Raw genomic sequence first — 23,300 nt, 5'->3', positions numbered from 1 at the left:
TGCGTAACAATGCCATCTTTCCGCACTAAACCAGCCGATCTGCCGATCTCCCACCGACAGATCGGCTGGTACCTGGGGGGCAGGGTCCTCACTGCCGCCCTCATCCTGATTGCAACGGTCACCTACCAACAGCTCAATCAGTCTAATCTCGATTTTGATCCTCTCCACTGGCTCTATCTCGCTGCCCTTCTCTTTGGCATCGAGAGTCTTGCCGCCTTTGTCCTCAGCCGCTATTTACGTCGTTTTGAGCTCTTTCTGCAAAGCCAGATCACCTGGGACCTGCTCTTTAGTACCCTTATGGTCTTTTTGACCGGTGGCATTGAAAGCCCCTTTGTCTTTCTCTTTATCCTGGTTATCCTCAGCGCCTCGGTCTTCTTTCAGCAACGACAGACACTGATCGTTGCCGCCGCTTCAGCCATCCTTTATGGCAGCCTGATCAATCTGCAATATTTCGGTTACCTCCCGCTACTCTCCTCATCCCTTCCGGCCGCCCACACCGTTCTTTATGCCGTCTACGCCAACATCCTTGCTTTCTTCCTCACCGCCTTTTTAGGGGGCACCCTGTCTGCGCGCTTGCGTAAAAGCGAAGAGGCACTGAAAGAGAAGGAGATCGATTATGAAGAACTTAATCGCCTCAATCGGGCGATTGTAGCGAATATCGGCAGTGGCTTGATGACCATCAATCCTGCCGGGCAGATTCGCGTCTTTAATCAAGGGGCAGAGCGTATCACCGGACTGCAGCAATCGGACGTTTATGACTGTGATGTGCGCGAAGTTTTTCCGGAACTAACGATCTATGACGGCTCTTTCATGCTCACTCCCAGGAATGAAGGAATTTTCATTGATAGAAACGGGAAGAAGTTGACACTCGGCTTCACAACTACTCTGATCGCCGGCGTTAACAAAAAAGAAGACAACCTACTGGTCTCCTTTCAGGATCTGTCCCATCTTATCGAGATCGAAGAACAGTTGCGGCGCAATGATCGTTTAGTCGCGGTCGGGCAACTCTCTGCGGGACTGGCGCACGAAATTCGCAACCCCCTTGCCTCCATCAGCGGTTCGGTACAACTGCTCCTCGAAGGGGGGAACATGTCGGCTCATGACCAACGCCTGCTGGAGATAGTTTTACGGGAAGTCGGGCGACTGAATCTTCTTCTTAGTGATTTTCTCCGCTTTGCCCGCCCAACTCCCCCAGCGCTGGAACGCCATGATCTGGCACTGATCTTTGACGAGTTAATTGAAGTCGTCAGGAGCGACCCCCGCTTTTCCCGGATTCAATTCCTCAAGGAATATGGCAGCGCAGAGTTTCTCTGTGACGGAAATCAACTACGGCAGGCGTTACTGAATCTGATGATCAATGCGGCCGAAGCCCTTAATGGAATCGGCACGATCCGCCTGTACGCAGATAGCGCCACGGCTTTAATCCGCGTCGAGGACAGTGGCCCGGGGTTTTTGCCTGAGGCGAAAAAACAACTCTTCAACCCCTTCTTCACGACCAAGGAGAATGGCACCGGGCTCGGACTTGCGACCGTCCATGCCATTGTCTCCGCCCATGACGGCAAGATCAAGGTTGCCAGAAGCTCTTTAGGTGGGGTTGCCTTTATCCTTTCCCTTGCTTCCGCACGACGCTGACAGTCACTAATCACCTTTGCCGACAGCAACAAAAAGAGCGGACCATGAAGGTAAGCCGTATCACAAAGGTGTTGTTTTTAGTGCCTAAAAAATAGCAATTAGCTCTATAAGTTTAGATACTTATAGGGCTAATCTTATTTCAAAAGAAATTTTCGGAAGTAACATTAGAGGATTTTGTCTGACAAATCGACCGTTAAGCCCATCTGGCCTGCCACATATGTTCTGGCAGGCCAGATTCATATTTTAGGAAGTAAGATTAAAAAAATATAAACAAGAAATTATCAATGATCAGGTGAGATTTTTCAATTGGTAGGCCGATAATTGTCCCAGAGCCCTCTGGTGGGCCATGTTGCGGTGGTCATGCCGGCCAAGTCGACCTAATGCCCCCAACGTCTGGCTTGCCAACATCGCCACGCCCGTCGAGAATCTCAAGTCTCAGTCCATCCTGAGCAACAATCAATGAAAACATTCACACCCCCCTGAATTTCCAGAATAAACCCTGGAGTTTTAGACATGCATAAAAATCGTGGCTTCACTCTCATCGAAGTGATGGTTGGCCTCTCGATCATCGCCCTGGTTTCCGTGCTTGCAATGCTTGTGATGGGCGACTCCTTCCGGGAGAGCAAAGCGGTCTCCGATGCGATTCGGGTACAACGTGCCACGAGCGTTGTCATGGTCGCCGCTGAACTTTATTACAACAACCGGCTCACCGTGGCCGAGTCTGTCGATGTGCTGGTTAACGAAGGCTATCTACGCACGCTCCCCGAACTTCCCGCGAGCGCCAAGGCGCCCGATGCGCTTGAAGGAACTTTTACCATGAGCATGGTTTCCGAGTTCCCGGCAGGCGTGCCCATTACTGCTTTTGACGGCCCGGAGCAAGATACCGTGCTGATTATCGGGCAAGTTACCGAGGCGGGCTGTCTTAGCTTCAATGAACTCAACGATGTGCCCGGGGGAATTCCGTTAGCCTATGATGCGAGCTACGCGACACAATGTTTTGGTAGCGCCCCCGAGTACACCATTATGGCGAGGGTTCACTCTGACACGATAGCCGCCGGTGGGGCTGGCGGGGGTGAACCTGAACCTGAACCTGAACCTGAACCTGAACCGACAGGTACGGGGACCCTCCGATGGGTATGGGACCGTCCAACTTTTTGTTATTTTGGAATCAATAGTTCTGCGCAATGGTACGTCCAATTGCAATCAGGCGGGCAGTACCTGGCCAATAATACGGAAGTTTGCAACGCGTTTATTGGTATCATAGAGGTACCCCTCCCAGTGAGCGCTACGCCATATAACTTCTGGATCAAAGCTAAAACCAGCTACCAACCAGATTTCATACAGACCTACACAGTCTCTATTACGACCGCCGGCCAAGTTGTCACAATAAACCACTAGCAATGAAGCCTACCGTTAGCCCCTATTCTTTGCCCGCGAAGAGCGTCCGTTCGCAGTCGTTCTTCCCCAACTTCAAGACACAGATACCAGAAAGGCTCTCTTGTGAGGGCCTTTCTGGTATCACGATCGCCGACAAGCCTGTCCGAAAGGTCGGGGTTGTCGTTTTACCAGTGATTTTGACAAAAGGCATAAATCCACATATAGTTTGGTTAAAAAGATGTCGTCAATGGGACGTTACCAACACCTTTGTGATACGCAGAAAAGCCTAAATTTCTAGCTCCAACCAAATAAGAGAGCCACAGTTTATGTGGCTCTCTTATCTTTAACTTTTCTACCTTACCAACACCTTTGTGATACGGCTTACCATGAAGGCCCGCTCTTTTTGTTGCTGTCCATTTTTCAAAGAAGCAATTTAGAGGCCGGCCCGCTGGCGCAGTTCAGCGGCGCGATCGGTCTTCTCCCAGGTGAAATCCGCGAGCTCACGACCAAAATGGCCATAGGCGGCGGTCTTTTTATAGATCGGACGGAGCAGGTCGAGATGTTCGATGATAGCGCGGGGGCGCATATCAAAGACTTCACGAACCAATTCCGCGAGACGGATTTCATCGACCTTGGCGGTGCGAAAAGTATGCACCATAACCGAGACTGGTTCTGCAACGCCGATGGCGTAAGCGATCTGCACTTCACAGCGATCACAGAGGCCGGCGGCGACGAGGTTCTTGGCGACATAACGACCCATGTAAGCAGCGGAACGGTCCACCTTCGAAGGGTCCTTACCGGAGAAAGCACCACCACCATGCCTTCCCATGCCGCCGTAGGTATCAACGATAATCTTGCGACCGGTCAGACCGCAATCGCCCATGGGGCCGCCGATGACAAAACGACCGGTCGGATTGATAAAGTAACGAGTCTTTTCGTCCAGCAAATGCGCCGGGATAATTTTCTTGATAACTAAAGCTATCACCTGCTCTTCTATCTGCTGGTGGGTGACCTCAGGGGTGTGCTGCGTCGAGATGACGACCGTATCGATCCGCGCCGGTTTGCCATCGATATACTGCACTGTCACTTGCGACTTTGAGTCAGGACGCAGGAACGGGAGGGTGCCATCTTTGCGCAGATCAGCTAATTTACTGACGAGTTGATGCGCCAGCAGGATCGGCATCGGCATCAACTCCGGAGTTTCGTTGCAGGCATAGCCGAACATCAGGCCCTGATCCCCAGCCCCCTGCTCTTTATACATCCCCTCACCAGCGGTCACCCCCATGGAGATATCCGGCGATTGCTTGTCGATGGAGACGAGGACAGCACAGGAATCCGCGTCAAAACCCATATCGGAACTGGTATAACCGATCTCCCGAATCGTTTCACGGACAATTGCAGGAATATCAGCATAAGCAGTCGTGGTAATCTCACCGGCAATCACCGCCATGCCGGTCGTCACCATCGTTTCGCAGGCAACACGGGCAGCGGGATCCTGACTGAGAATGGCATCCAGAATTGCATCCGAGATCTGGTCGGCAACCTTGTCAGGGTGCCCTTCCGAGACCGATTCAGAGGTAAAAAGAAAATTATTGACGGACATGGATTACGTCTCCTTTTAGACTTGAAATGTTGAAAAATACTGTAAAAACCGCAAATAAGTCAAATATTTTCTCCCTTGACGATGCATAGACAGAGCGGTCAGGGCGCGGGATCAAATCTCCGGCGGGGGAAAGAGGTCAGGAAAGGAGGTCTGCATGACATCCTCGAGAAGATGCCTAACCTCGGCGCCGGTCGGCAAAGTCAGGAGTGTCGTCAGGAGGGCATCACTGCGATCCTTACGGCTTAAGCGCAGAGCCCGCTTCATCCGCAGAATATCGCCTGGGCTCATCGATAGTTCCGTAAAACCCAGAGCAACAAGAACATTAATATACAGAGGGTCAGAAGCCATCTCACCGCACATGCCGACCGGAATTCCCGCATCCTTACCGGCAGTGCAAATCAGCTGCAAAGCCCGTAAAATAGCCGGATGCAACGGGTCATAAAGATAGGCAAGATGCTCATTACCGCGATCGACAGCCAGGCAGTATTGAATGAGATCGTTCGTCCCGACCGAGAAAAAATCGACTTCTCGGGCGATTAACTCTGCCAGCAGTGCCGCTGACGGCGTTTCTACAACAATCCCGACTTCCATGGCGGCATCAAAGGGCTGATGACGCGCCGACAACTCCTCCATAACGCCGCGTAAATGCGCCCGACAGGCCCGCAGTTCTTCAATACCAGAGATCATCGGAAAGGCGAGCCGAACTTTGCCGAAAGCCGATGCCCGCAGAATCGCGCGTAATTGTGTACGGAAGAGGATCTCCTCTTTAAGGGAAAAGCGGATGGCTCGCAAACCCAGCGCCGGATTTGCCTCTCCAGCGAGGTTAATATGATCGACCAGCTTGTCGCCGCCGACATCCAGGGTCCGGATCATCACCGAGGACGGCGCCATTGCTTCGACCATCTCCTTATAAACCAGAAACTGTTCGTTCTCTGAGGGCGGAAGGGTCCGGTTCATGAACAAAAATTCGGTGCGCATCAAACCAACACCGTTTGCTCCGTTTTTACGCGCCACAGGAATATCGGCCGGGGAATCGAGGTTGGCACGGAGATGAAGCTCAAAGCCGTCTGCGGTTTGTGCTGGGAGATCGCGCAGAAGAACAAGCTCCTGCTCGGCGTATTCATAATGCTGCTTGCGCTGGAGATAATCGCGAAAACTCCCGGCTGAGGGGTGGATAACCACTACCCCTGTAGTCCCGTCGACGATCAAGGGCAGTCCCTGGCTCACCAACTGGGTCACTGACTCCAAGCCAACGATCGCCGGAATCCCCATAGAGCGGGCGAGAATGGCGGTATGCGAAGTCCGGCCCCCGGCATCGGTGACAAAGGCAAGGATCTTGTTGCGATCAAGTTGGAGGGTATCGGCAGGGGAAAGATCGTGGGCGACGAGGATGACCTGTTCGGAAATTTCCTGGAGGAGGTGCTCATGGTAGCCGATGAGATTACGCAATATCCGTTGGCCGACAAACTCCACGTCACTGCGGCGCTCCCGGAGATATTCATCCTCTATCGCCGCGAAGAGATGGCGGATACGTAACAGTGTCCGTCGCAATGCTGTTTCGGCATCGACCAGATCGTTTTCAATGGTTGAGATAGTCTCGGAAACGAGCATGACGTCATCGAGAATCAGGAGATGAGCATCAATGATTAAACCAGGCTCCGGCGTCGGATGATCATCCGCCTGACGGCGAACCGACTCAAGTTGTTGCCGGGAAAGGGTAATCGCGTCATGCAGACGCTGAATTTCGTCAGCGACTTCATCAGGAGTAATCTCACGCTCTGGCGATATATCCGTCGGTCGATGTAACAGGAGGGCGCGTCCGATAGCAATCCCCGGCGAGACACCGATGCCGATCAGAAGTTGATCCTGGACAACTTCAGTCTTCACCGAATTTATCCTCGATTAACTGACTGATGGCGGCAAAAGCAGCGTCAGCATCCTCACCACTGACCCGGACCTCAATCTTTGTCCCGACCGCTGCCGCCAGCATTAAAATCCCCATGATACTCTTGCCATTTACTTCCTCCCCCTCTTTGGAAATGAAGACCTCCGACCGGAAACGGTTGGCGGTTTGGACCAGCTTGGCGGAAGCCCGGGCGTGTAAGCCGAGGCGGTTTTTTATGATAAATTCCTGCACAATCATCAGATGGACCTCTCCGAAATATCAGTAAAAGCCCGGCAGGGCGAGGATCACCGCCACCAGCAAGAGCGTCAGAAGTAAGGGTGAGAGCCGCTGGCGGGCAAGCCCGCCAAGAACAAAGACAGAGGGTACAATGAACCAACCCAAATCCGGGGATAAGCCGGCAACGCTGAGCGTGCTGTACGTCAGCCCGGCACAAAGGATCCCAAGGAGGATCAATGTCCCTTGTTTAAGCCGAATCGCCAGATCCGGGAGGCGACAGCGGGCAAGGAAGTCGACCACTTCCTCCCCGAGTGCAAATCCTTTAGCAAAGCCGACAATCCGCACCAGCAGATGGGGGACATTGAAGACAACCAAAAGGACAATCGGGGCGAGGAGTGACCCATGCAAAGCAAAGAACATGGCTAGAACGGCGGCAAAGGGACGAACGCCTCCCCAAAAAAAAGCATCACCCATTGCCGCGCAGGGAGCCATGAGTAACTGACGATACTCGCCAACACCCTCTGCATCCGCACTATTGATCTCAAGTTGAGCCACCCCGGACAGAATCAGCGGAGCAATAAACGGATGAGTATTAAAATAGCTGAGATGGCGTGCGCAGGCCTGATGCAACTCCTCTCCCTGATAAAGGTTCCGGAGCAGGGGCGACAAAACAAAGAGGGCACCGAGACCTTGCATCTGCTCAAAATTCCAGCTTCCCTGTAAAAAAAAGGAGCGAAAGAGCAGTTTGCGCCGGAGGGGACCGGAGAGCGTGCCAGAAGTCATCATCGCAACACCTTCAACAGAAGAAAGGTAAGAAGAAATCCGCTGAAGAAGAGCACATAAGCACGCCGGACATTAAGTCCCTGCAACAAGGTAGCAACCCCGACGAGAATGAGGGCAAGCTTGATCCAGTCGGCTTGTCGGGTGAGAATATCCAAAAAGTAAGGGCTGCCGGTAACAATCAGCCAGCGACCGAGGAGTATGATGGCAAGATAAGTCGTCAATGCTCCGAGAGCAAAGTTGCCGAGACCCCGCAGATGTAATTTTTCTACGGCGGGGAGATCCCCTTGCTGCAGGGCATGGAGGGCGGCTTCCGGTAAGCGCTGATTACGCGAACGCACCGTCCGTTCGACAACTTGTCCGATCTTCCCAAGAGGAAGGGCGACCAGAAGAGCGCAAAGTGTCAGCCCCACCCCCGGTCCAGCCGTTCCGGACAGAGCGATGGCCAAGGTTGTGGCGCTGACGGATATCTGCGTGTCATCATGGGGAATACTAGCGCCGACCGGCATGCGACAAAGCCAAAGGAGCTCCAGGAGCATCCCGATAGTTAAACCGGTCATAACATTGCCAAGGACCAGTCCGACCAAAGGACCGGCAACCAAAGGGCGGGAGATCATAATCTGCAGAGCTGCTGTCCGGTCAAGTCCGAGGAAAACCGCCATGCCGGCTCCGAGCAGATAAGGGGTAAAGCTCTCCACTTAAACGGCTCCACAACCAGCGAGAACCTTCCAGTCCAGAGCCTCATCAGAAGGGAGACAACGCGCTACAACCCGGACTCCCAAAGTTTCCAGATCGTGGAAGATAGTAAGATCGTCATCACTCAAGCAGATAGTACAGGAAAGCCGACGCTTGCCGTCACCGCCAAGGATATTACCGAGATTCAGCTCTGTGAAAGGGATGCCCAACCGGTAACCCTGCAACGCCGCCCCCGGACTGGAAAACAGGAGGAGGATCCGCCGGGAAGATTCGTTACGGGAAAAAAATTCAGCGATTTCAGCGAGGCTGCCAATAATGACGGGGAGTTCACGCGGCACCGATGCCGCCATCAACTTCTTTTGCAGAGGCTTGGCGGCAACTTCATCACTGGCAACAACAATACAGTCAGCCTGAACAAAGGGGACCCAGGCCTCAAGAACCTGACCATGAATCAGACGGTTATCGATGCGGGCGAGAACGATTCTGTCCTGAGGAAAGTGCAGATTAGTCGGCAATGGATTCACTGACAAGGACGACCCCCTGTTGTCCATAAACCTTGAGCAGGCTGGCCAATTCGCTAAGAGGCGCTTTCGCGCGTTGACTGAAAAACTTAAGAACCATCGGCAGACTCACACCCGTCAGGACTTCGACCTGACCTGGTTGCAACAGAGATAAAGTGATATTTGTCGGGGTTCCGCCAAAAATATCAGTCATCACCAGAACTCCGTCGCCATTCTGACCGAGAGCCGCCACCTTTTTGCGAAGTTCCTTTTCCATATCAACAGGGTCATCGTCCCGCCGGGTGCAGAGAGCCACAGCCCCTTCTTGCGGGCCGATAATCATAAACGCCGCATCGAGGAATCCTTGGGCTAAATCTCCATGAGTGACAATAATTAAACCGGTCATTCTTTATCCTTTGTCGATATCCCGGTGAATCTGCCGGACATCAAAAGCGCGGGCACGAAGCAGGGCGGCAAGATGAGCTGTGACTGCAACACTGCGGTGCCGGCCCCCGGTACAACCGATGGAGATGGTCAGATAGCTTTTTCCCTCTTTTTGATATTGCGGCAGAAGAAAGTCAAGGAGGACCTCAAATCGCTGCAGAAATTCGCGGGCATCAGATTGATTCAGAACATAGCCGGAAACCCTCGGATCAAGACCGGAAAGGGGACGCAATGTTTCAACAAAATGGGGATTTGGTAAGAACCGGATATCCATAACCAGATCGGAACCGGCCGGCAGGCCATAACGAAATCCGAAAGATTGCAGAAGAATCTGCAAAGGAGGTGCTTCGTTATCGCTCCGGACAAAACGTAAAATCTGGGCGCGCAGCTGGTGCGGTGTCAGACCTGTCGAATCGATAAGACGGGTTGCAACCCCCCGCAATTCCAACAGCAACTTGCGCTCCGCAACGATGCCATCCGCGACACTGCCGCCACCCGCGAGGGGATGACTGCGCCGCGTTTCCGAATAGCGCCGCACCAGAGTTTCATCATCAGCCTCAAAGAAAAAGATTTCAACCTGGTGTCCTGCCGCCCTCAGATTCTGCAGATGGAGATCAAGACCGGCGAGAAAATCACGATTACGGGCATCGATGACCACGGCGAGATTACGTTCTTCCATCCCGGATTCTGTACTCAGAGCCAGAAAGGGGGGGAGAAGGGCGGGCGGAAGATTGTCGACAACAAAAAAACCGTCGTCTTCCAGAGCATGGGCGGCGGTACTCTTACCAGAACCGGAAAGACCGGTAATGATTACCAGATGCATCGGCATTACTCCAGGTTATCGCCAATAATGGCACGAGAATGGAGGAGTGCGGTTTCGGCCATTCGCTGTTCAAGGCGATCCTGAAATTCCCGGGCACTGTGATAGCCCATCTCCTTGAGGAGTTGATTGCGCGCCGCAACCTCGACGATCGACGTCATATTACGGCCGGGGCGAATAGGAATGCGCAGAAAGGGGACGGCAATACCAAGGACCGTATAACTCTCTTCGTCGATACCAAGACGATCATACTCGGCCCCTTCCTGCCATTCGACCAATTCGATAACCAGATCGATCTTTTTCCTTTCCCGGATCGAAGCGACGCCAAAGAGGTGTTTGATATTGATGATCCCGAGGCCGCGAATCTCCATGTGATAATTGAGCAGATCCGAGCCTTCGCCGAAGAGGACGGCGGGGAGTTTCATTCTGACCTTGATGACATCGTCCGCGACCAGTCGATGTCCCTTCAAAACCAGGTCCAGAGCACACTCACTCTTGCCAACGCCACTCTTGCCGACAAGCAGGACACCGACACCAAGGACATCGACCAACACTCCGTGCAATGTCGTTGAAGGCAACAAACGCTCTTCGAGATAGGTGGTCAACATCGAAATAAAGGTGGATGACTGGTGGTGCGTGCGCAGTAAAGGGATATGATTTGCTTCGCATCCTTCTGCCAGAAGAGGAGGGGGCGACAAGCCTTTGGTGATGATCAGACTACAGATATTGAGAGTGCAGAGTTCGTGAATATTCTGCTTTGCCTTGTCAGGATTCAAGGTCAAAAGATAAGAGAGTTCTGTCTCCCCCAGAACCTGAATGCGGTCTGGATGAAGATTCGCCGTATAGCCGGCCAAAGCCAACCCCGGTTTTTGAATGCGAGGCACATGAACCGAGCGATCGAGGCCTTTGGCGCCGGCCAAAAGTTCCAGATCAAGCTTCGACTCCTTTTCGGCAAGGAGTTCTTGGATTGTCATTCCGGCCATGTGAAATGTGGGCTCCTCGCAAAAAAGGATGATTAATCTTCCTGGCTCAAAATGCTCAGCAGGGTCGCAGGATCAGGAGCGTCGAAAAGTTGCTGCCGAACATCCTCTTTGCGTAATAATTTCGAAATCCGGGCCAGGGCCTTCAGGTGCAGCGTCGCTTCATTCTCAGGAGCAAGAAGGAGGAAAAAAAGGCGGGCCGGGCGATTATCCATGGAATCGAAATCGATCCCATCACTTTTCCGGCCAAAGGCCATGAGTAAACGATCAAGACCCTTGACTTTGCCATGCGGGATAGCAACCCCGTCGCCGATACCGGTACTGCCAAGCTCTTCGCGGCCGATCAACACTGCCAGCAACTCTGCAGCATCAAGATCCGGCTGTACCCGGCGCAGGAGGGCGATCATCTCGGCTAACACCTCAGTTTTTTTAGTGGCGCTCAACTCGGCTGAGATTGCTTTAATATCGAGAAGGTTGGCTATTTTCATCAAAAACTCTTAGCTCTTTTCCTGAAAAAACAGGGCCGGACAAACAGCTGTCCGGCCCTGTACGGATTAGTGGTTAACCTTTCTGCGGAACGATCAGACCATAATTGCCGTCTTTGCGACGATAGACAACATTAATCTCTTCACTCTTGGCATCGGTAAAGACGAGAAATTCTTTGTCAAGTAAATCCATCTGCATCACAGCTTCTTCAACAGACATCGGCTTGACCGAAAAACTGCGACTGCGAATAATCATCGGTTCGCCGGTGCTGTCTTCGATACTGTCGGCACTGAAGACCGTCTTGCTGACTTCCCGCCCTCTCTCATTCGAAGGTTTGTGCGCCTTGAGTTTTTCTTTATAGCGCTTAAGTTGACGCTCGATCTTGTCGACGACACTGTCAACCGCTGCATACATGTCGTCAGTCTCTTCCGTCCCCTTGATTGTGATCCCTTTGGCAATCAATACAACCTCGGCCTTATGGCGAATCTTCTTCTCCACCGACAAAGAGACCTGCGCCTCGACCGGCTCATCAATGTACTTTTTAACCCGGGACAGCTTCTCTTCAACATAAAGTCGAACCGGCTCGCTGGCTTCCATATGTCTGAACGTCAGGGCTATCTGCATAAAAGAACCTCCTTTTTATTCCCAATGTTGGGGTTGACTACACTGTGCTATTAATCATTATAAACCTGATTATCGCAATTTCTCTTTAAAAAAGACACTTACGTTCACTTGACGAACGAATCCCGATCATCTCCCGATATTTTGTCACTGTCCGCCGGGCGATGGAGATCCCTTTTTTCTCCAGAAGTTCAACAATCTTCTGATCGGAAAACGGCTTTTTCGGATTCTCTTCCGCAACAATCTCTTTAATGCGGCTCTTGACACTCTCCGAGGCTATAAAATCGCCCCCGGTCGTGTTAATGCTGCTGTTAAAAAAATACTTTAGCTCATAGAGACCTTGCGGGGTCTGGACATACTTGTTGGTGGTCACCCGACTGATCGTCGACTCATGCATTTCTATATCTTCAGCGACATCACGCAGGACCAGTGGCATGAGATAATCGATCCCACGATCGAAAAAATCCTTTTGAAACTTGACAATACTCTTGGTCACTTTGTAAATCGTCCGTTGTCGCTGGTGAATACTCTTGATCAGCCAGACCGCGCCACGCATCTTCTCCTGAATATATTCCCCGGTTTTACTGTCAACCGCTTTCCCTCCTGACAGCGCACTACGATAAAAGGAGTTGATCCGCAAATTGGGGAGCCCTTCGTCATTCAACGTGACCACGTATTCGTCGCCGATCCGTTGTACAAAGATATCGGGAAGAACATAGTGCACATCCTCCTGACCATACGCCCTCCCCGGATGAGGATCAAGGGTCGAGATGAAGCGAATCGCAGCGAGGACATCTTCAACCGCAATCTCAAGATCTTTAGCTATGACGTTGAAACGTCGTGCCTCTATACTGTCGATGTGGTCGCGCAACATGATCTCAACCAGCGAGTCCTGCATGTCGAGCTGTCGGATTTGAATCAGCAAGCACTCCTGCAAACTGCGGGCGCCGACGCCGGCAGGATCAAACTTCTGCACCAGTCCGAGAATGCGCTCGACATCATTGACGTTGGCAGAGACCGCCTCGGCAATCTCTTCCAGGGGAATCTTGAGATAGCCGTCTTCGTCAATGTTGCCGATCAGCTCCGTTGCAATGTGACAATCCCGGGGGTGGATGCGGGATAGACCCAACTGCCACAGGAGATGCTCCGCCAGACTTGTCCCCTTGGTCAGCAGGCTTTCGTAAGAAGGACGATCTTCATCCTCTTCGTAGTTATCCGCGGTCGTGCCGCCAATACTGTAGCCTTCGAGATACGACTGCCAGTCAATGTCTGCCAGGCCTTCACTCTCTCCGCTAACTTCCGGAATGGCATCCTGCACCGGCAGCTCTTCACCAACCGAATCGTCAAAGCGCTCGCTCTCGGATAGCCCATCCTCTTCATCCAGAGCCTGATCACCTGTCTCCTCAAGGATTGGATTTTCCTCAAGTTCTTGACGCACCAGGTCAACAAGCTCCAACCGCGACAGTTGCAAGAGTTTGATCGCCTGCTGCAACTGCGGGGTCATCACCAGTTGCTGCGACATCTTCAGTTGTTGTCTGATCTCTAAAGCCATAGATTTTCCATCAGAGTTTGAACTTTTCGCCAAGATAGATGGCGCGGGCACGGGGACTTTCGGCTATCTGTGCCGGTTCACCGTATTCGAGAATCTCACCGCGATTGAGTATGTAGGCCTTGTCGCAGACGCCGAGGGTCTCACGGACATTGTGATCAGAAATCAGTACGCCGATATTGCTCGCCTTCAATTGGGCAATGATATTCTGGATATCGATGACGGCAATCGGGTCGATGCCGGCAAAAGGCTCATCCAGAAGGATAAAGGTCGGCTCAATGACCAAGGCCCGGGCAATTTCGACCCGGCGCCGTTCCCCCCCCGAGAGGGCGTAGCCATAACTCTTTGCCACATGGGTCAGGTGAAATTCTTCGAGGAGATGATCTTTGCGCTCGATACGCTGCGGGACTGTCAGATCAAGGAGTTCCAGAATCGCCAGAAGATTATCTTCGACTGTCATCTTGCGGAAAACCGATGCTTCCTGCGGTAGATACGAGATCCCTGCGGCGGCACGGCGATACATCGGCAGATTCGTCAATTCCAGATCATCAAGAAAAACCTTGCCGGCATCCGGACGAATCAGACCGACTATCATATAAAAAGATGTGGTCTTCCCGGCACCGTTGGGGCCAAGGAGTCCGATAACCTCACCGGTCTGCACCGAGATATCCACGCCGCCGACGACTTCACGGCCCTTGTAACTTTTGCGCAATCCGCGCGCAGACAGGACCCGTTTCAAGGCTTCTCCCCCGACTCACTCGGATGAAAGATCGCCTGCACGCGTCCGCCTTTTTCAGCTTTGATAATGCTCTTCTCTTCATTAATGAGGACTGTAATCTCTTCCCCGGTGATCGAATCCTTTCCCTGAAGAAGTCGAGCCGATCCGGTCAAAACGATCTTTGCCTCTTTCTGATATAGGGTCGCACGCTCGGCTGTGGCAATCCGCTCATTCTGGATAATCCGAACTTCACCACTGGCAACAATTTCCTCAACATCACCCTTTCCTTGCAGATAGGTCACGAGAACCTCTTGGGCATACAGAGTAACATCGCCACGGCGGACGACGACATGACCGATAAACTTAACCTTTCTGGCCATGTCGTCGGCTTCAAGGCGATCAGACACAATTTTAATCGGCAGACTCTGCTTACCCAACGATGACAACGTTTCGCTGACCGGGGCAGCAAAAGCAGAGGTCAGCAGAAAAATCAGCAAAAAGAGTGATAAATATAAATGTTTCATCCCTGTCCATGTCCGGGTTTAAATTTAACCAATCCGGCACCAAATTCTCCACTGACATCATGGAGTAACTGTAAGCGTTCCTGCGCGGGTGCGACGATAAGCCCGCGTCCCCGCAACACTCCCTGCGCCGATTCCAGCAGGACCGTTGCATCGGTCTGCAAACGATCATCATCTTTATTATAGGTCAGGTAATCCGTCTTCAGAACGAACCCCTGAGCGCCCTTCAAAACGACATCCCCACGCAACTTGACAGCTTGATTATTTCCGGAAAGATCACCCTCATCAGCACGCAACCACATCGTCTCACGGCCGTCGGTATCAAAAAAAGTCACCTCGATGTTGTACATCAAAGAGATACCGTGCGCACTGTAGGTGGCAGAGTCTGCCGCCAGAAGATACTTGCGCACCCCTTGACGGGTTTCACTGAAACGAATCCCGGTCAGTTCAACATCCACCCCTGGCTGAAGAGCTTCGATAACCGCACGTCCCTCACCCCCCTGCCAGCGCAACAGCAGGCCGCGGCCAGTCACAACGACAACGGCGAGCACCAGCAAAAGCAGGATGACGGCAAAGAAACGACGCTTATTCATGGGTAGAACTATAACACTGGCAAAATTTCGAGTAAAGTCGTTTTGCGATTATTGGCACGCTATTTGTATCGCTTTTCTAATTATCTGAGATCCCCAGAACCTTTGAGAAAAAATATCCGCTCATCACCGCCTGCCAATCTCCGCGCGCCTTCAAAATCAGGTCGCAGACTTCACGAACAGCCCCGCGTCCGCCACAGCGATTTGTTACATAATGGACATAAGGAAGGATATCCTCAACTGCATCGGCGGTTGCCACGGCAAAACCAACCCGGCGCAGAATCGGCAGATCGACAACATCGTCGCCGATATAAGCGATCTCTTCATCCCGCAACCCGCGCTGCTTGATAATCTCTGCATAAGGGATGTCCTTATCCGCAATCCCCTGGTAAAGGATCTCAATTCCCAGCTCTTTCGCGCGGACATTGACGACCTTTGATGAGCGCCCGGAGATAATCCCGACCTCGATTCCGGCCTTCTGCAACATCTTGATGCCGTGACCGTCCTTGACATCGAAGGTTTTGATCTCGGTCCCGTGCGCATCATAAACAATCCGCCCGTCGGAAAGGACGCCGTCAACATCAAGGAGCAGGAGGCGAATCGGTGCAAGACGCGTCTGCATCTCAGACCACCCCGGCTTTCAGTAGATCGTGTAGGTGAATGATCCCGCAGGGGCGCATGGTCGTGGCGTCATCAAAGACAAAGAGTGAAGTAATGGTGTGAGTCTCCATGAGTTGTACTGCTTTAGCCGCCAACTCGCTACGTCCGATCCGTTTCGGCTGACGCCCCATCAAAGCAGCGACCGGTTGATTGAGCAGGTCAAGCCCCTGAGCAATGGTTCGCCGCAGATCGCCATCCGAGAAGACCCCCACCAGTTCTCCCTGAGAATTACAAACGCCGGTGATCCCCAGTTTCTTACTGGTAATTTCAAAGAGGGCGTCGCGCAGTAAAGTTTCTTCCTTGACCAGCGGCATCGCCGCACCGCCGTGCATTAAATCTTCAACCTTCAGCAACAGCTTTTTACCTAAAGCGCCGCCTGGATGATAAAGAGCAAAATCCTCTGCCTTGAATCCCCGTTTCACCAAAAGGGCGACCGCCAGGGCATCTCCCATAGCCAGGGTCGCGGTGGTACTGGCCGTCGGTGCCAATCCGAGTGGGCAGGCTTCTTTGGCCACGGAGATATCAAGAAAAACGTCACCAGCCTTGGCCAGAGTGCTTTGCGGTCGACCCGCCATGGCGATCAAAGGGAGTCCCATGCGTTTGACAACCGGCAGGATACGGGTCAACTCTTCAGTTTCACCGGAGTTGGAGACGGCGATGACTACATCGCCGCGGGTGATCATGCCGAGATCGCCATGAATCCCTTCGGCGGGATGAAGAAAGAAGGTTGGTGTCCCGGTCGAAGCCATTGTCGCTGCAATTTTTTGACAGATCAGCCCCGATTTCCCCATGCCGGTAATCACGACACGACCCTGGCAACCATAGATCAAATCAACCGCCGCATCGAAGCTGGCGTCAAGACGTTCCATCATCGCTTGCAACGCTTCAATCTCGACCTGAATAACCTCCCGCGCCTCGACAAGAAGACTCACTTTGCAGCCCCCTTCTTGACCAAACGATCGATGGCAACCAACTCTTCGAGCATTGGCCGCAGGCTCGTCAGATCGAGAGAGTTCGGTCCGTCGCAAAGAGCGGCATCAGGATTTTCATGAACTTCCCAGAAAAGGCCATCGACTCCGATCGCCACCGCCGCCCGTGACAGGGCGCCGACATATTGCCGCTGCCCGCCGGAAGAAGTGCCGGCGCCGCCGGGAAGTTGCACTGAATGGGTGGCGTCAAAGATGATCGGGCAGCCGCTGACTTCGCGCATGATCACCAGCGAACGCATATCGACAACCAGATTGTTATAGCCAAAGGTCGCTCCGCGCTCGGTGAGCAGGACATTCTGATTCCCGGTCTCCTGTACCTTGGCAGCCACATTTCGCATATCCCAGGGGGCGAGAAACTGCCCCTTCTTGACATTGATCACCTTGCCGGTGGCACCGGCAGCGGCCAGGAGATCGCTTTGCCGGGACAAAAAGGCGGGAATCTGGATGATATCAAGCACCTTTGCCGCCGCGGCAATCTGCGTCTGATCGTGAATATCCGAGACGACCGGCAGGCCGTACAGCGCTTTAACCTTGGCAAGGATATTTAACCCCTCCGCCATTCCCGGCCCACGAAAGGCACTCGCCGACGTGCGGTTCGCTTTATCAAAAGAGGCCTTAAAGACCAGAGGGATACCGAGTTCACCACACAGGTCCTTGAGAAAAGCAGCGATGCGCAGCGTCAACCCTTCTTCTTCAATGGCACAGGGCCCGGCAATCAGGACAAAAGGACGGTTGCCGCCGAAAGTGACATTGCCGACTTGAACTTCCCGCGAGATCAGCATCGTTACTTCTCCTTACGCTCTTTAATGCAAGCGCCGACAAAAGACTCGAAGAGAGGATGGGGCAGCATCGGACGAGAACGGAACTCGGGATGAAACTGACAGCCGAGGAACCAGGGGTGCTCGGTAATTTCGACGATTTCGACCAGGCCGCCGTCCGGATTCACGCCGGAGATGGTCAGGCCGCAATCTTCCAGCTTTTCCGTATAAGCGTTGTTAAACTCATAACGGTGACGATGCCTTTCCTGAATCTTTTCCTGGCCATAGATGCGACGCGCCAGGGTTCCGACCTTGAGATCACAGGGATAAGCGCCGAGACGCATGGTCCCGCCCTTCCCCTTCACGCCCTTTTGGCTCTCCATGATGTGAATCAGCGGGTGCACAGCATCTTCATGGAATTCGGCAGAGTGCGCTCCCTCCAGATTGCAGACATTGCGGGCGAATTCCACGACCGCCATCTGCATGCCGAGACAGATACCGAAAAAGGGGAGTTTCTGCTCACGGGCATAACGAATCGCTTCGATTTTCCCTTCACTGCCGCGCTCACCAAAACCGCCCGGCACCAGGATACCGTCGACCCCGGCAAAGGTTTCGTCATCGATTCCGTGCCGCTCCAACGATTCCGAATCGATATATTTCAGGTTCACCCTGGCATTATTACCGATGCCGCCATGGGTCAGCGCCTCGGCCAGAGACTTATAACTCTCGGTCAGGTCGACATATTTACCGACAATCGCAATGGTCGTCGTCTCTGCCGGTTCATTGACCCGTTTGACGATCCGCTCCCAGTCGGAAAGATCAGGAGATTTCGTCCAGATATTCAGATAATCGATAATCCGCTCGTCGAGCCCCTGTTCGTGCAGCGCGATCGGCAGTTCGTAGATCGAAGCAACATCGCGCACAGTAATGACCGCTTCTTCTTTGACGTTACAGAAGAGGGCGATCTTCGCCTTCATTTCAAAGGGGATATCGCGATCGCAACGGCAAAGGAGGATATCGGGCTGAATGCCGATCTCTCGCAACTCCTTGACCGAGTGCTGGGTCGGTTTGGTCTTGAGTTCACCGGCGGTGGCAATATAAGGGACGAGCGTGAGGTGGATGTACAAAACATTTTCGTGACCGCGCTCGTAGCGGAACTGCCGGATCGCTTCGAGAAAAGGGAGGGATTCAATATCGCCGACCGTACCGCCGACTTCAACAATCGCCAGATCGACCCCTTTGGCGTTCTCAAGGATCTTGCTCTTGATCTCATTGGTGATATGGGGAATGACCTGCACCGTACCGCCGAGATAATCGCCACGGCGCTCCTTGCGGATAACCGTATCGTAGACCTGACCAGTGGTAAAGTTCGATTTGCGCGTCAGCGGCGCCCGGGTAAAGCGCTCGTAATGGCCAAGATCGAGATCAGTCTCCGCCCCATCGTCAGTGACGAAGACTTCACCGTGTTGAAAAGGGCTCATCGTGCCGGGGTCGACATTGATATACGGATCCATCTTTTGCATGGCGACATGCAGGCCGCGGGCTTCCATCAATGCAGCAATCGACGCAGCCGAGAGTCCTTTGCCAAGGGAAGAGACGACCCCGCCGGTAATAAAGAGAAATTTTGTTTTCATCACAACTCCAGAGATATATTCGAAGACAACAATACGACAAGTAAGAGGCGAAAAACAAAGGTCGGATCATACACAACCTGCGACCGGAAAGAAACTTGTAATGATTAAAAATGCTTCTCGACCGCCGACTTCGCCAGGAGTTGCCGCACCCGCTCGAGATCTTCCGGCGTATCGACGCCGAAAGAGGTCAGCTTGGTCTCGGCGACCTTTATCCGGAAACCATTCTCCAGCGCCCGCAACTGTTCAAGCTTTTCCAATTCTTCGAGAGGAGTCGGCGCCAGCTTATGATAAGTGAGGAGAAAATCACGGCGATAGACATATAGACCGATATGTTTGTAGGCTTCGATCTCGGCGAACCGGGTATCGAGCTGGTCGATGACGTCACGTCCGAAAGGGATCGGAGCCCGGGAGAAGAAGAGGGCGTAGTCGTTGCGGTCGGCCACCACTTTGACGACGTTCGGGCTCAGATACTCCTCTGCCGTCAGAATCCGGCTCTTCAACGTCCCCATCGGCACGCCGGGGTTGCGCCGCATTGGCTCGATCGCTTGCTCTATCATGCGCGGATCGATAAGCGGTTCATCTCCCTGCACGTTGACAATCAAGGCCGAATCTATCTTTGCCGCCACCTCCGCAAGGCGATCGGTCCCGGTCGAATGGTCGGCACGGGTCATCATCACTTCGCCGCCAAAAGCGCGGACAGCGCTGACGATGCGCTCATCGTCAGTAGCGACAATGACGCGATTCACGGCGAGACAGCGCGTTGTGCGCTCGTAAACCCACTGAATCATCGGCTTGCCGCAAATATCGACTAAAGGTTTACCGGGGAAACGGGTCGAAGCGTAGCGAGCGGGAATAACGGCAGTCACACGCATAGCGAAGGTCAATCCTTTCAATCGTTGCGAGAGAACGAAGCTGTCACAGTAAAAAAAAGCGGGGGGGAAGTCAAGGACTCTGGCGGGAGATCAAAGTACGAACTCCGGCGCCGAGCGAAGTCGAAGCGGACGCGGCAGCGCTCTTTTCACTCCCTCAATATCGAGATTAACGAAGGTGATCGTCGTTGAAAAGACATGGTCCTCTTTGCTCGCACCGGGGGCATCGGCATAAATATCGACGCTGTAACGGACTGAAGTCGTACCGACATGCAGTGGCAGAACAGAAAAACGCAGGATCGAACCGTTCTCCACCCGTTTACGAAAAGCAATGGCATCCATGCCGACCGTGACCAGCGAAGAACCGGTAAAGTCACGGGCAGCGACCAGCCAGGCATATTCATCGACCCACTTCAACAGGACACCACCAAAGAGATAGCCATGATGGTTGAGGTGTTCGGGGCGGACCAGGGTAAAGTTATCCATACGCGTCCTTTTTTCTTGTTCAACCTGGAGAAGAATAGCATGAAGAGGGGAAGTCGGGGCAAGGGAGAATATTCATTCGAACAGGGAAAGTTGAGCGGAGGCAAAACGAACCCTTGACCCTTGCCGCATTTCACGACAAAATCGCCGGCAGCTCGAAAACGGCTGCAGCATGCCGCGCCTCTACGCCTTTACCCGTACCCGTGACAGGAAGTATCGCCACCATGATCCAACCGCCATCAAAAATAAAGCGCTGGTTTGAATGGTCACTGATCCTGCTTCTGCCGATCGCGATTGCTATTACCGTCCGTTTTGAGAATCAACTTTTTTATCTGACGCAACGGATCCCCTTCTCCCCGAGCATCCAGATGCTCATCCTCGTCAACATCAATCTGTTGTTGATCATTCTCCTCTTCTTTATCCTTGCCCGCAATATCATTCGCCTCCTTATCGAACGCCAGGAAGGGGTTTCCGGCGCTCGCCTGCGCACCAAGCTGGTCGTCGCCTTTGCCGGCATGTCGTTACTGCCGACGGCCCTCCTCTTTGTCGTGGCATCGGGTTTTATCTCGACCTCGATCGACAACTGGTTTAACAACCAGATTGAAAGCGCTCTGGAAGAATCTCTCGACGTTGCCCGGACCTATTATCAAAACTCGGCAACCAATGCCCTGTATTACGCCAACCAACTCGCGCGCATCGTTAAAGACGAAAAACTTCTCAACCAGGAGAATCTGCCGCGCCTGCGCGAAGTCATTGCCCAGAAGCAACAGGAATACAACCTCGGCATTGTCGAAGTCTTCTCCGCGACCCAGGAAGAACTGGTGCGGGCTTCGAATCCGCAAGTCCCGAAAGGAGATATTACCCCCCCTTCTTCCGAGCTTTTACATAAAGCGATGCAGGGGGAGAGCACCTCTCTGGTGGTTCCCGCCGGCAAAGCCGATTTGATTCGCGGTATTGTGCCGATCCATTCAAACTGGAATCCTGAAGATGTCGTCGGCGCCCTGGTCGTCAACTACTATGTTCCTTATTCCCTCACCAGCAAAATGAACGAAATTTCAACGAATTTCGATCAATATAAAAGTGCCAAACAGTTTAAGGGCCGCGTCCAGAAAGTCTATATTACCGTTCTCTTTCTAATCGTCCTGGTTGTCCTCTTTTTGTCGACCTGGGTTGGCTTCCGTCTAGCCAAAGGGATCACTGAGCCGATTCAAGACCTGGCCGAAGCCACGGAACGGGTCGCCGGCGGCGATCTGACCATGTCTCTCACCCCGCACAGCAACGATGAAATCGGTTATCTTGTGACCGCGTTTAACGGTATGACCGCTGATCTGCGTCAGGGGCAGGAACGTTTACAGGCCGCCAACCTTGAGCTTGAAACCTCGAATCAGGAGATTGAAGCCCGTCGCCTGTATATGGAGATCGTTCTCAAAAACGTCACTGCCGGCGTCCTCTCCATCGATCGCAATGGCCACATCCTCACCATCAACCAATCAGCGGAACGACTCCTCCACATCAACGGGAAAGAGGTTATTAATCGCAACTTCTTTGAAGTCCTCGGCAGCGCCCACTTCCCTCTGGTGCGCGACTTCATCAGCCAGATGACCCATTCCGGTAAAGATTCCCTCCGCCAGATTGTCCCTTTGACAGTCGAAGAGAACGAACTGGTTCTGCAGGTCACGGTCACCGCCCTGCGTGACGAATCCGGCGAAGTGATCGGTTCGGTCATTGTCTTTGACGATCTCACCCAACTGCAAAAGGCGCAGCGGATGGCCGCCTGGCGTGAAGTTGCCAAACGCATTGCCCATGAGATCAAAAATCCGCTCACGCCGATCCAGCTTTCAGCGCAGCGCCTGCGACGCCGCTATCTCGAACGCCTCGGCCCGGAGGAGACGGTCTTTGACGAATGCACTGCCATGATCGTCAAACAGGTTGATGAACTCAAGAATCTGGTCAATGAATTCTCCAGCTTCGCCCGCATGCCTGCCATCAATTCGACCCTGAACGACCTGAACTCGCTGATTGAACAGACCCTGGTTCTCTTTCGCCAGGGACATCCGGAGATCGAAATCATCTTTACCCCTGACCGGGAATTACCGCAGATCAGTCTTGATGCCGAACAGATCAAGCGTGTCCTGATCAACCTGATCGACAACAGCATCGCCGCCAGCGCCGGACAAGGTCGCATCGAATTGGAAACGAGCTTTGATCGCAACCTCAACATGATCGCCATGACGGTGAGTGATCAGGGGTGCGGCATCTCCAACGAAGACAAGCCCCGCCTCTTTGAACCGTACTTTTCAACCAAAAAATCAGGCACCGGCCTCGGCCTCGCCATCGTCGCCACGATCGTTGCCGATCATCACGGTTATATCCGGGTGCGCGACAATCAACCGCACGGCAGCCGCTTTATTGTCGAACTGCCGGTGACTGCACCCGACCTTACCTGACCTCAGCCTTTTGGAGTTTGC

24 protein-coding genes are annotated in these 23,300 nt (G+C 53.1%); 3 read left to right on the top strand and 21 right to left on the bottom strand.

Annotated elements, in window-relative coordinates; translation table 11 throughout:
* The first annotated feature begins 9 nt into the window (after positions 1 to 9).
* Together CVU69_00740 and CVU69_00735 are read left to right on the top strand one after the other, a co-directional pair.
* Positions 10 to 1,632, top strand: coding sequence for a PAS domain-containing sensor histidine kinase (locus CVU69_00740; GenBank protein ID PKN13732.1), 1,623 nt, complete (start codon positions 10 to 12; stop codon positions 1,630 to 1,632).
* A 513-nt stretch (positions 1,633 to 2,145) separates the two neighbouring features.
* Complete coding sequence (locus CVU69_00735; GenBank protein ID PKN13731.1) at positions 2,146 to 3,030, top strand: hypothetical protein; 885 nt, start codon at positions 2,146 to 2,148, stop codon at positions 3,028 to 3,030.
* 412 nt (positions 3,031 to 3,442) lie between these two features.
* On the opposite strand, the gene CVU69_00730 is transcribed toward CVU69_00735, so the two are convergent.
* From CVU69_00730 to CVU69_00630, 21 genes are all read right to left on the bottom strand, one after another.
* Positions 3,443 to 4,612, bottom strand: a complete 1,170-nt coding sequence (locus CVU69_00730; GenBank protein ID PKN13730.1) for a methionine adenosyltransferase — start codon at positions 4,610 to 4,612, stop codon at positions 3,443 to 3,445.
* A 111-nt stretch (positions 4,613 to 4,723) separates the two neighbouring features.
* Positions 4,724 to 6,499, bottom strand: coding sequence for a phosphoenolpyruvate--protein phosphotransferase (gene ptsP, locus CVU69_00725; protein PKN13729.1), 1,776 nt, complete (start codon positions 6,497 to 6,499; stop codon positions 4,724 to 4,726).
* Positions 6,489 to 6,755, bottom strand: a complete 267-nt coding sequence (locus CVU69_00720; GenBank protein ID PKN13728.1) for an HPr family phosphocarrier protein — start codon at positions 6,753 to 6,755, stop codon at positions 6,489 to 6,491. The genes ptsP and CVU69_00720 overlap by 11 nt, the downstream gene beginning before the upstream one ends.
* A gap of 21 nt (positions 6,756 to 6,776) precedes the next feature.
* Entirely contained in the window at positions 6,777 to 7,520 is a 744-nt protein-coding gene (locus CVU69_00715) for a hypothetical protein (protein ID PKN13727.1), read from the bottom strand.
* Positions 7,517 to 8,212, bottom strand: a complete 696-nt coding sequence (locus tag CVU69_00710; protein ID PKN13726.1) for a hypothetical protein — start codon at positions 8,210 to 8,212, stop codon at positions 7,517 to 7,519. The genes CVU69_00715 and CVU69_00710 overlap by 4 nt, the downstream gene beginning before the upstream one ends.
* Entirely contained in the window at positions 8,213 to 8,761 is a 549-nt protein-coding gene (locus CVU69_00705; protein PKN13725.1) for a hypothetical protein, read from the bottom strand.
* Positions 8,715 to 9,116, bottom strand: a complete 402-nt coding sequence (locus CVU69_00700; protein ID PKN13724.1) for a PTS system fructose subfamily IIA component — start codon at positions 9,114 to 9,116, stop codon at positions 8,715 to 8,717. Before CVU69_00700 ends, CVU69_00705 begins: the two co-directional genes overlap by 47 nt.
* A 3-nt stretch (positions 9,117 to 9,119) precedes the next feature.
* A complete protein-coding gene (locus CVU69_00695; GenBank protein ID PKN13856.1) occupies positions 9,120 to 9,977 on the bottom strand; it encodes an RNase adapter RapZ in 858 nt (285 codons plus the stop codon).
* A gap of 5 nt (positions 9,978 to 9,982) precedes the next feature.
* The gene (hprK, locus tag CVU69_00690; GenBank protein ID PKN13723.1) at positions 9,983 to 10,957 is read right to left on the bottom strand and encodes an HPr(Ser) kinase/phosphatase; all 975 of its coding nucleotides are present in this window, start codon (positions 10,955 to 10,957) and stop codon (positions 9,983 to 9,985) included.
* A gap of 32 nt (positions 10,958 to 10,989) precedes the next feature.
* Positions 10,990 to 11,442 (bottom strand): PTS fructose transporter subunit IIA, encoded by a 453-nt coding sequence (locus CVU69_00685; GenBank protein ID PKN13722.1) that lies wholly within the window; start codon positions 11,440 to 11,442, stop codon positions 10,990 to 10,992.
* Between the two features lie 73 nt (positions 11,443 to 11,515).
* The gene (raiA, locus tag CVU69_00680; GenBank protein ID PKN13721.1) at positions 11,516 to 12,064 is read right to left on the bottom strand and encodes a ribosomal subunit interface protein; all 549 of its coding nucleotides are present in this window, start codon (positions 12,062 to 12,064) and stop codon (positions 11,516 to 11,518) included.
* Between the two features lie 85 nt (positions 12,065 to 12,149).
* Positions 12,150 to 13,613, bottom strand: a complete 1,464-nt coding sequence (rpoN, locus tag CVU69_00675; GenBank protein ID PKN13720.1) for an RNA polymerase sigma-54 factor — start codon at positions 13,611 to 13,613, stop codon at positions 12,150 to 12,152.
* A gap of 10 nt (positions 13,614 to 13,623) precedes the next feature.
* Positions 13,624 to 14,349 carry an LPS export ABC transporter ATP-binding protein gene (gene lptB / locus CVU69_00670; GenBank protein PKN13719.1) on the bottom strand — a complete coding sequence of 242 codons (726 nt, stop codon included), beginning with the start codon at positions 14,347 to 14,349 and terminating at the stop codon, positions 13,624 to 13,626.
* Positions 14,346 to 14,852: a lipopolysaccharide transport periplasmic protein LptA gene (gene lptA / locus CVU69_00665; protein PKN13718.1), complete on the bottom strand. Its 507-nt coding sequence runs from the start codon at positions 14,850 to 14,852 to the stop codon at positions 14,346 to 14,348. Before lptA ends, lptB begins: the two co-directional genes overlap by 4 nt.
* Complete coding sequence (gene lptC, locus CVU69_00660) at positions 14,849 to 15,442, bottom strand: LPS export ABC transporter periplasmic protein LptC (GenBank protein ID PKN13717.1); 594 nt, start codon at positions 15,440 to 15,442, stop codon at positions 14,849 to 14,851. Before lptC ends, lptA begins: the two co-directional genes overlap by 4 nt.
* A 76-nt stretch (positions 15,443 to 15,518) precedes the next feature.
* Positions 15,519 to 16,061, bottom strand: coding sequence for a phenylphosphate carboxylase subunit delta (locus CVU69_00655; GenBank protein ID PKN13716.1), 543 nt, complete (start codon positions 16,059 to 16,061; stop codon positions 15,519 to 15,521).
* 1 nt (position 16,062) lies between these two features.
* Positions 16,063 to 16,971, bottom strand: coding sequence for a D-arabinose 5-phosphate isomerase (locus CVU69_00650; protein PKN13855.1), 909 nt, complete (start codon positions 16,969 to 16,971; stop codon positions 16,063 to 16,065).
* A gap of 56 nt (positions 16,972 to 17,027) precedes the next feature.
* Positions 17,028 to 17,864, bottom strand: coding sequence for a 3-deoxy-8-phosphooctulonate synthase (locus CVU69_00645; protein ID PKN13854.1), 837 nt, complete (start codon positions 17,862 to 17,864; stop codon positions 17,028 to 17,030).
* A gap of 8 nt (positions 17,865 to 17,872) precedes the next feature.
* A complete protein-coding gene (gene pyrG, locus CVU69_00640; GenBank protein ID PKN13715.1) occupies positions 17,873 to 19,480 on the bottom strand; it encodes a CTP synthetase in 1,608 nt (535 codons plus the stop codon).
* Positions 19,481 to 19,584: 104 nt separating this feature from the next.
* Positions 19,585 to 20,352: a 3-deoxy-manno-octulosonate cytidylyltransferase gene (locus tag CVU69_00635; GenBank protein PKN13714.1), complete on the bottom strand. Its 768-nt coding sequence runs from the start codon at positions 20,350 to 20,352 to the stop codon at positions 19,585 to 19,587.
* A gap of 90 nt (positions 20,353 to 20,442) precedes the next feature.
* A complete protein-coding gene (locus tag CVU69_00630; protein PKN13713.1) occupies positions 20,443 to 20,835 on the bottom strand; it encodes an acyl-CoA thioesterase in 393 nt (130 codons plus the stop codon).
* A 221-nt stretch (positions 20,836 to 21,056) separates the two neighbouring features.
* Between CVU69_00630 and CVU69_00625 the strand changes: the two genes are divergently transcribed.
* Complete coding sequence (locus CVU69_00625) at positions 21,057 to 23,279, top strand: PAS domain-containing sensor histidine kinase (GenBank protein PKN13712.1); 2,223 nt, start codon at positions 21,057 to 21,059, stop codon at positions 23,277 to 23,279.
* Positions 23,280 to 23,300 lie beyond the last annotated feature (21 nt).

This window comes from Deltaproteobacteria bacterium HGW-Deltaproteobacteria-4, assembly GCA_002841765.1.
Lineage (GTDB): Bacteria > Desulfobacterota > Desulfuromonadia > Desulfuromonadales > UBA2197 > UBA2197.
The sequence above is the reverse complement of the archived record's forward strand: the minus strand, read 5'-3'. Positions and strand labels throughout refer to the sequence as shown.

Coding starts and splice junctions, on each gene's coding strand:
- lptC (PKN13717.1), bottom strand. CDS start 15,442: ATGAATAAGCGTCGTTTCTTTGCCGTCATCCTGCTTTTGCTGGTGCTC.
- CVU69_00735 (PKN13731.1), top strand. CDS start 2,146: ATGCATAAAAATCGTGGCTTCACTCTCATCGAAGTGATGGTTGGCCTC.
- CVU69_00720 (PKN13728.1), bottom strand. CDS start 6,755: ATGATTGTGCAGGAATTTATCATAAAAAACCGCCTCGGCTTACACGCC.
- CVU69_00705 (PKN13725.1), bottom strand. CDS start 8,761: ATGGACAACAGGGGGTCGTCCTTGTCAGTGAATCCATTGCCGACTAAT.
- rpoN (PKN13720.1), bottom strand. CDS start 13,613: ATGGCTTTAGAGATCAGACAACAACTGAAGATGTCGCAGCAACTGGTG.
- CVU69_00715 (PKN13727.1), bottom strand. CDS start 7,520: ATGATGACTTCTGGCACGCTCTCCGGTCCCCTCCGGCGCAAACTGCTC.
- lptA (PKN13718.1), bottom strand. CDS start 14,852: ATGAAACATTTATATTTATCACTCTTTTTGCTGATTTTTCTGCTGACC.
- CVU69_00730 (PKN13730.1), bottom strand. CDS start 4,612: ATGTCCGTCAATAATTTTCTTTTTACCTCTGAATCGGTCTCGGAAGGG.
- CVU69_00655 (PKN13716.1), bottom strand. CDS start 16,061: ATGCAGACGCGTCTTGCACCGATTCGCCTCCTGCTCCTTGATGTTGAC.
- CVU69_00700 (PKN13724.1), bottom strand. CDS start 9,116: ATGACCGGTTTAATTATTGTCACTCATGGAGATTTAGCCCAAGGATTC.
- CVU69_00695 (PKN13856.1), bottom strand. CDS start 9,977: ATGCATCTGGTAATCATTACCGGTCTTTCCGGTTCTGGTAAGAGTACC.
- CVU69_00650 (PKN13855.1), bottom strand. CDS start 16,971: ATGATGGAACGTCTTGACGCCAGCTTCGATGCGGCGGTTGATTTGATC.
- CVU69_00635 (PKN13714.1), bottom strand. CDS start 20,352: ATGCGTGTGACTGCCGTTATTCCCGCTCGCTACGCTTCGACCCGTTTC.
- raiA (PKN13721.1), bottom strand. CDS start 12,064: ATGCAGATAGCCCTGACGTTCAGACATATGGAAGCCAGCGAGCCGGTT.
- hprK (PKN13723.1), bottom strand. CDS start 10,957: ATGGCCGGAATGACAATCCAAGAACTCCTTGCCGAAAAGGAGTCGAAG.
- pyrG (PKN13715.1), bottom strand. CDS start 19,480: ATGAAAACAAAATTTCTCTTTATTACCGGCGGGGTCGTCTCTTCCCTT.
- CVU69_00625 (PKN13712.1), top strand. CDS start 21,057: ATGATCCAACCGCCATCAAAAATAAAGCGCTGGTTTGAATGGTCACTG.
- CVU69_00740 (PKN13732.1), top strand. CDS start 10: ATGCCATCTTTCCGCACTAAACCAGCCGATCTGCCGATCTCCCACCGA.
- CVU69_00685 (PKN13722.1), bottom strand. CDS start 11,442: ATGAAAATAGCCAACCTTCTCGATATTAAAGCAATCTCAGCCGAGTTG.
- CVU69_00630 (PKN13713.1), bottom strand. CDS start 20,835: ATGGATAACTTTACCCTGGTCCGCCCCGAACACCTCAACCATCATGGC.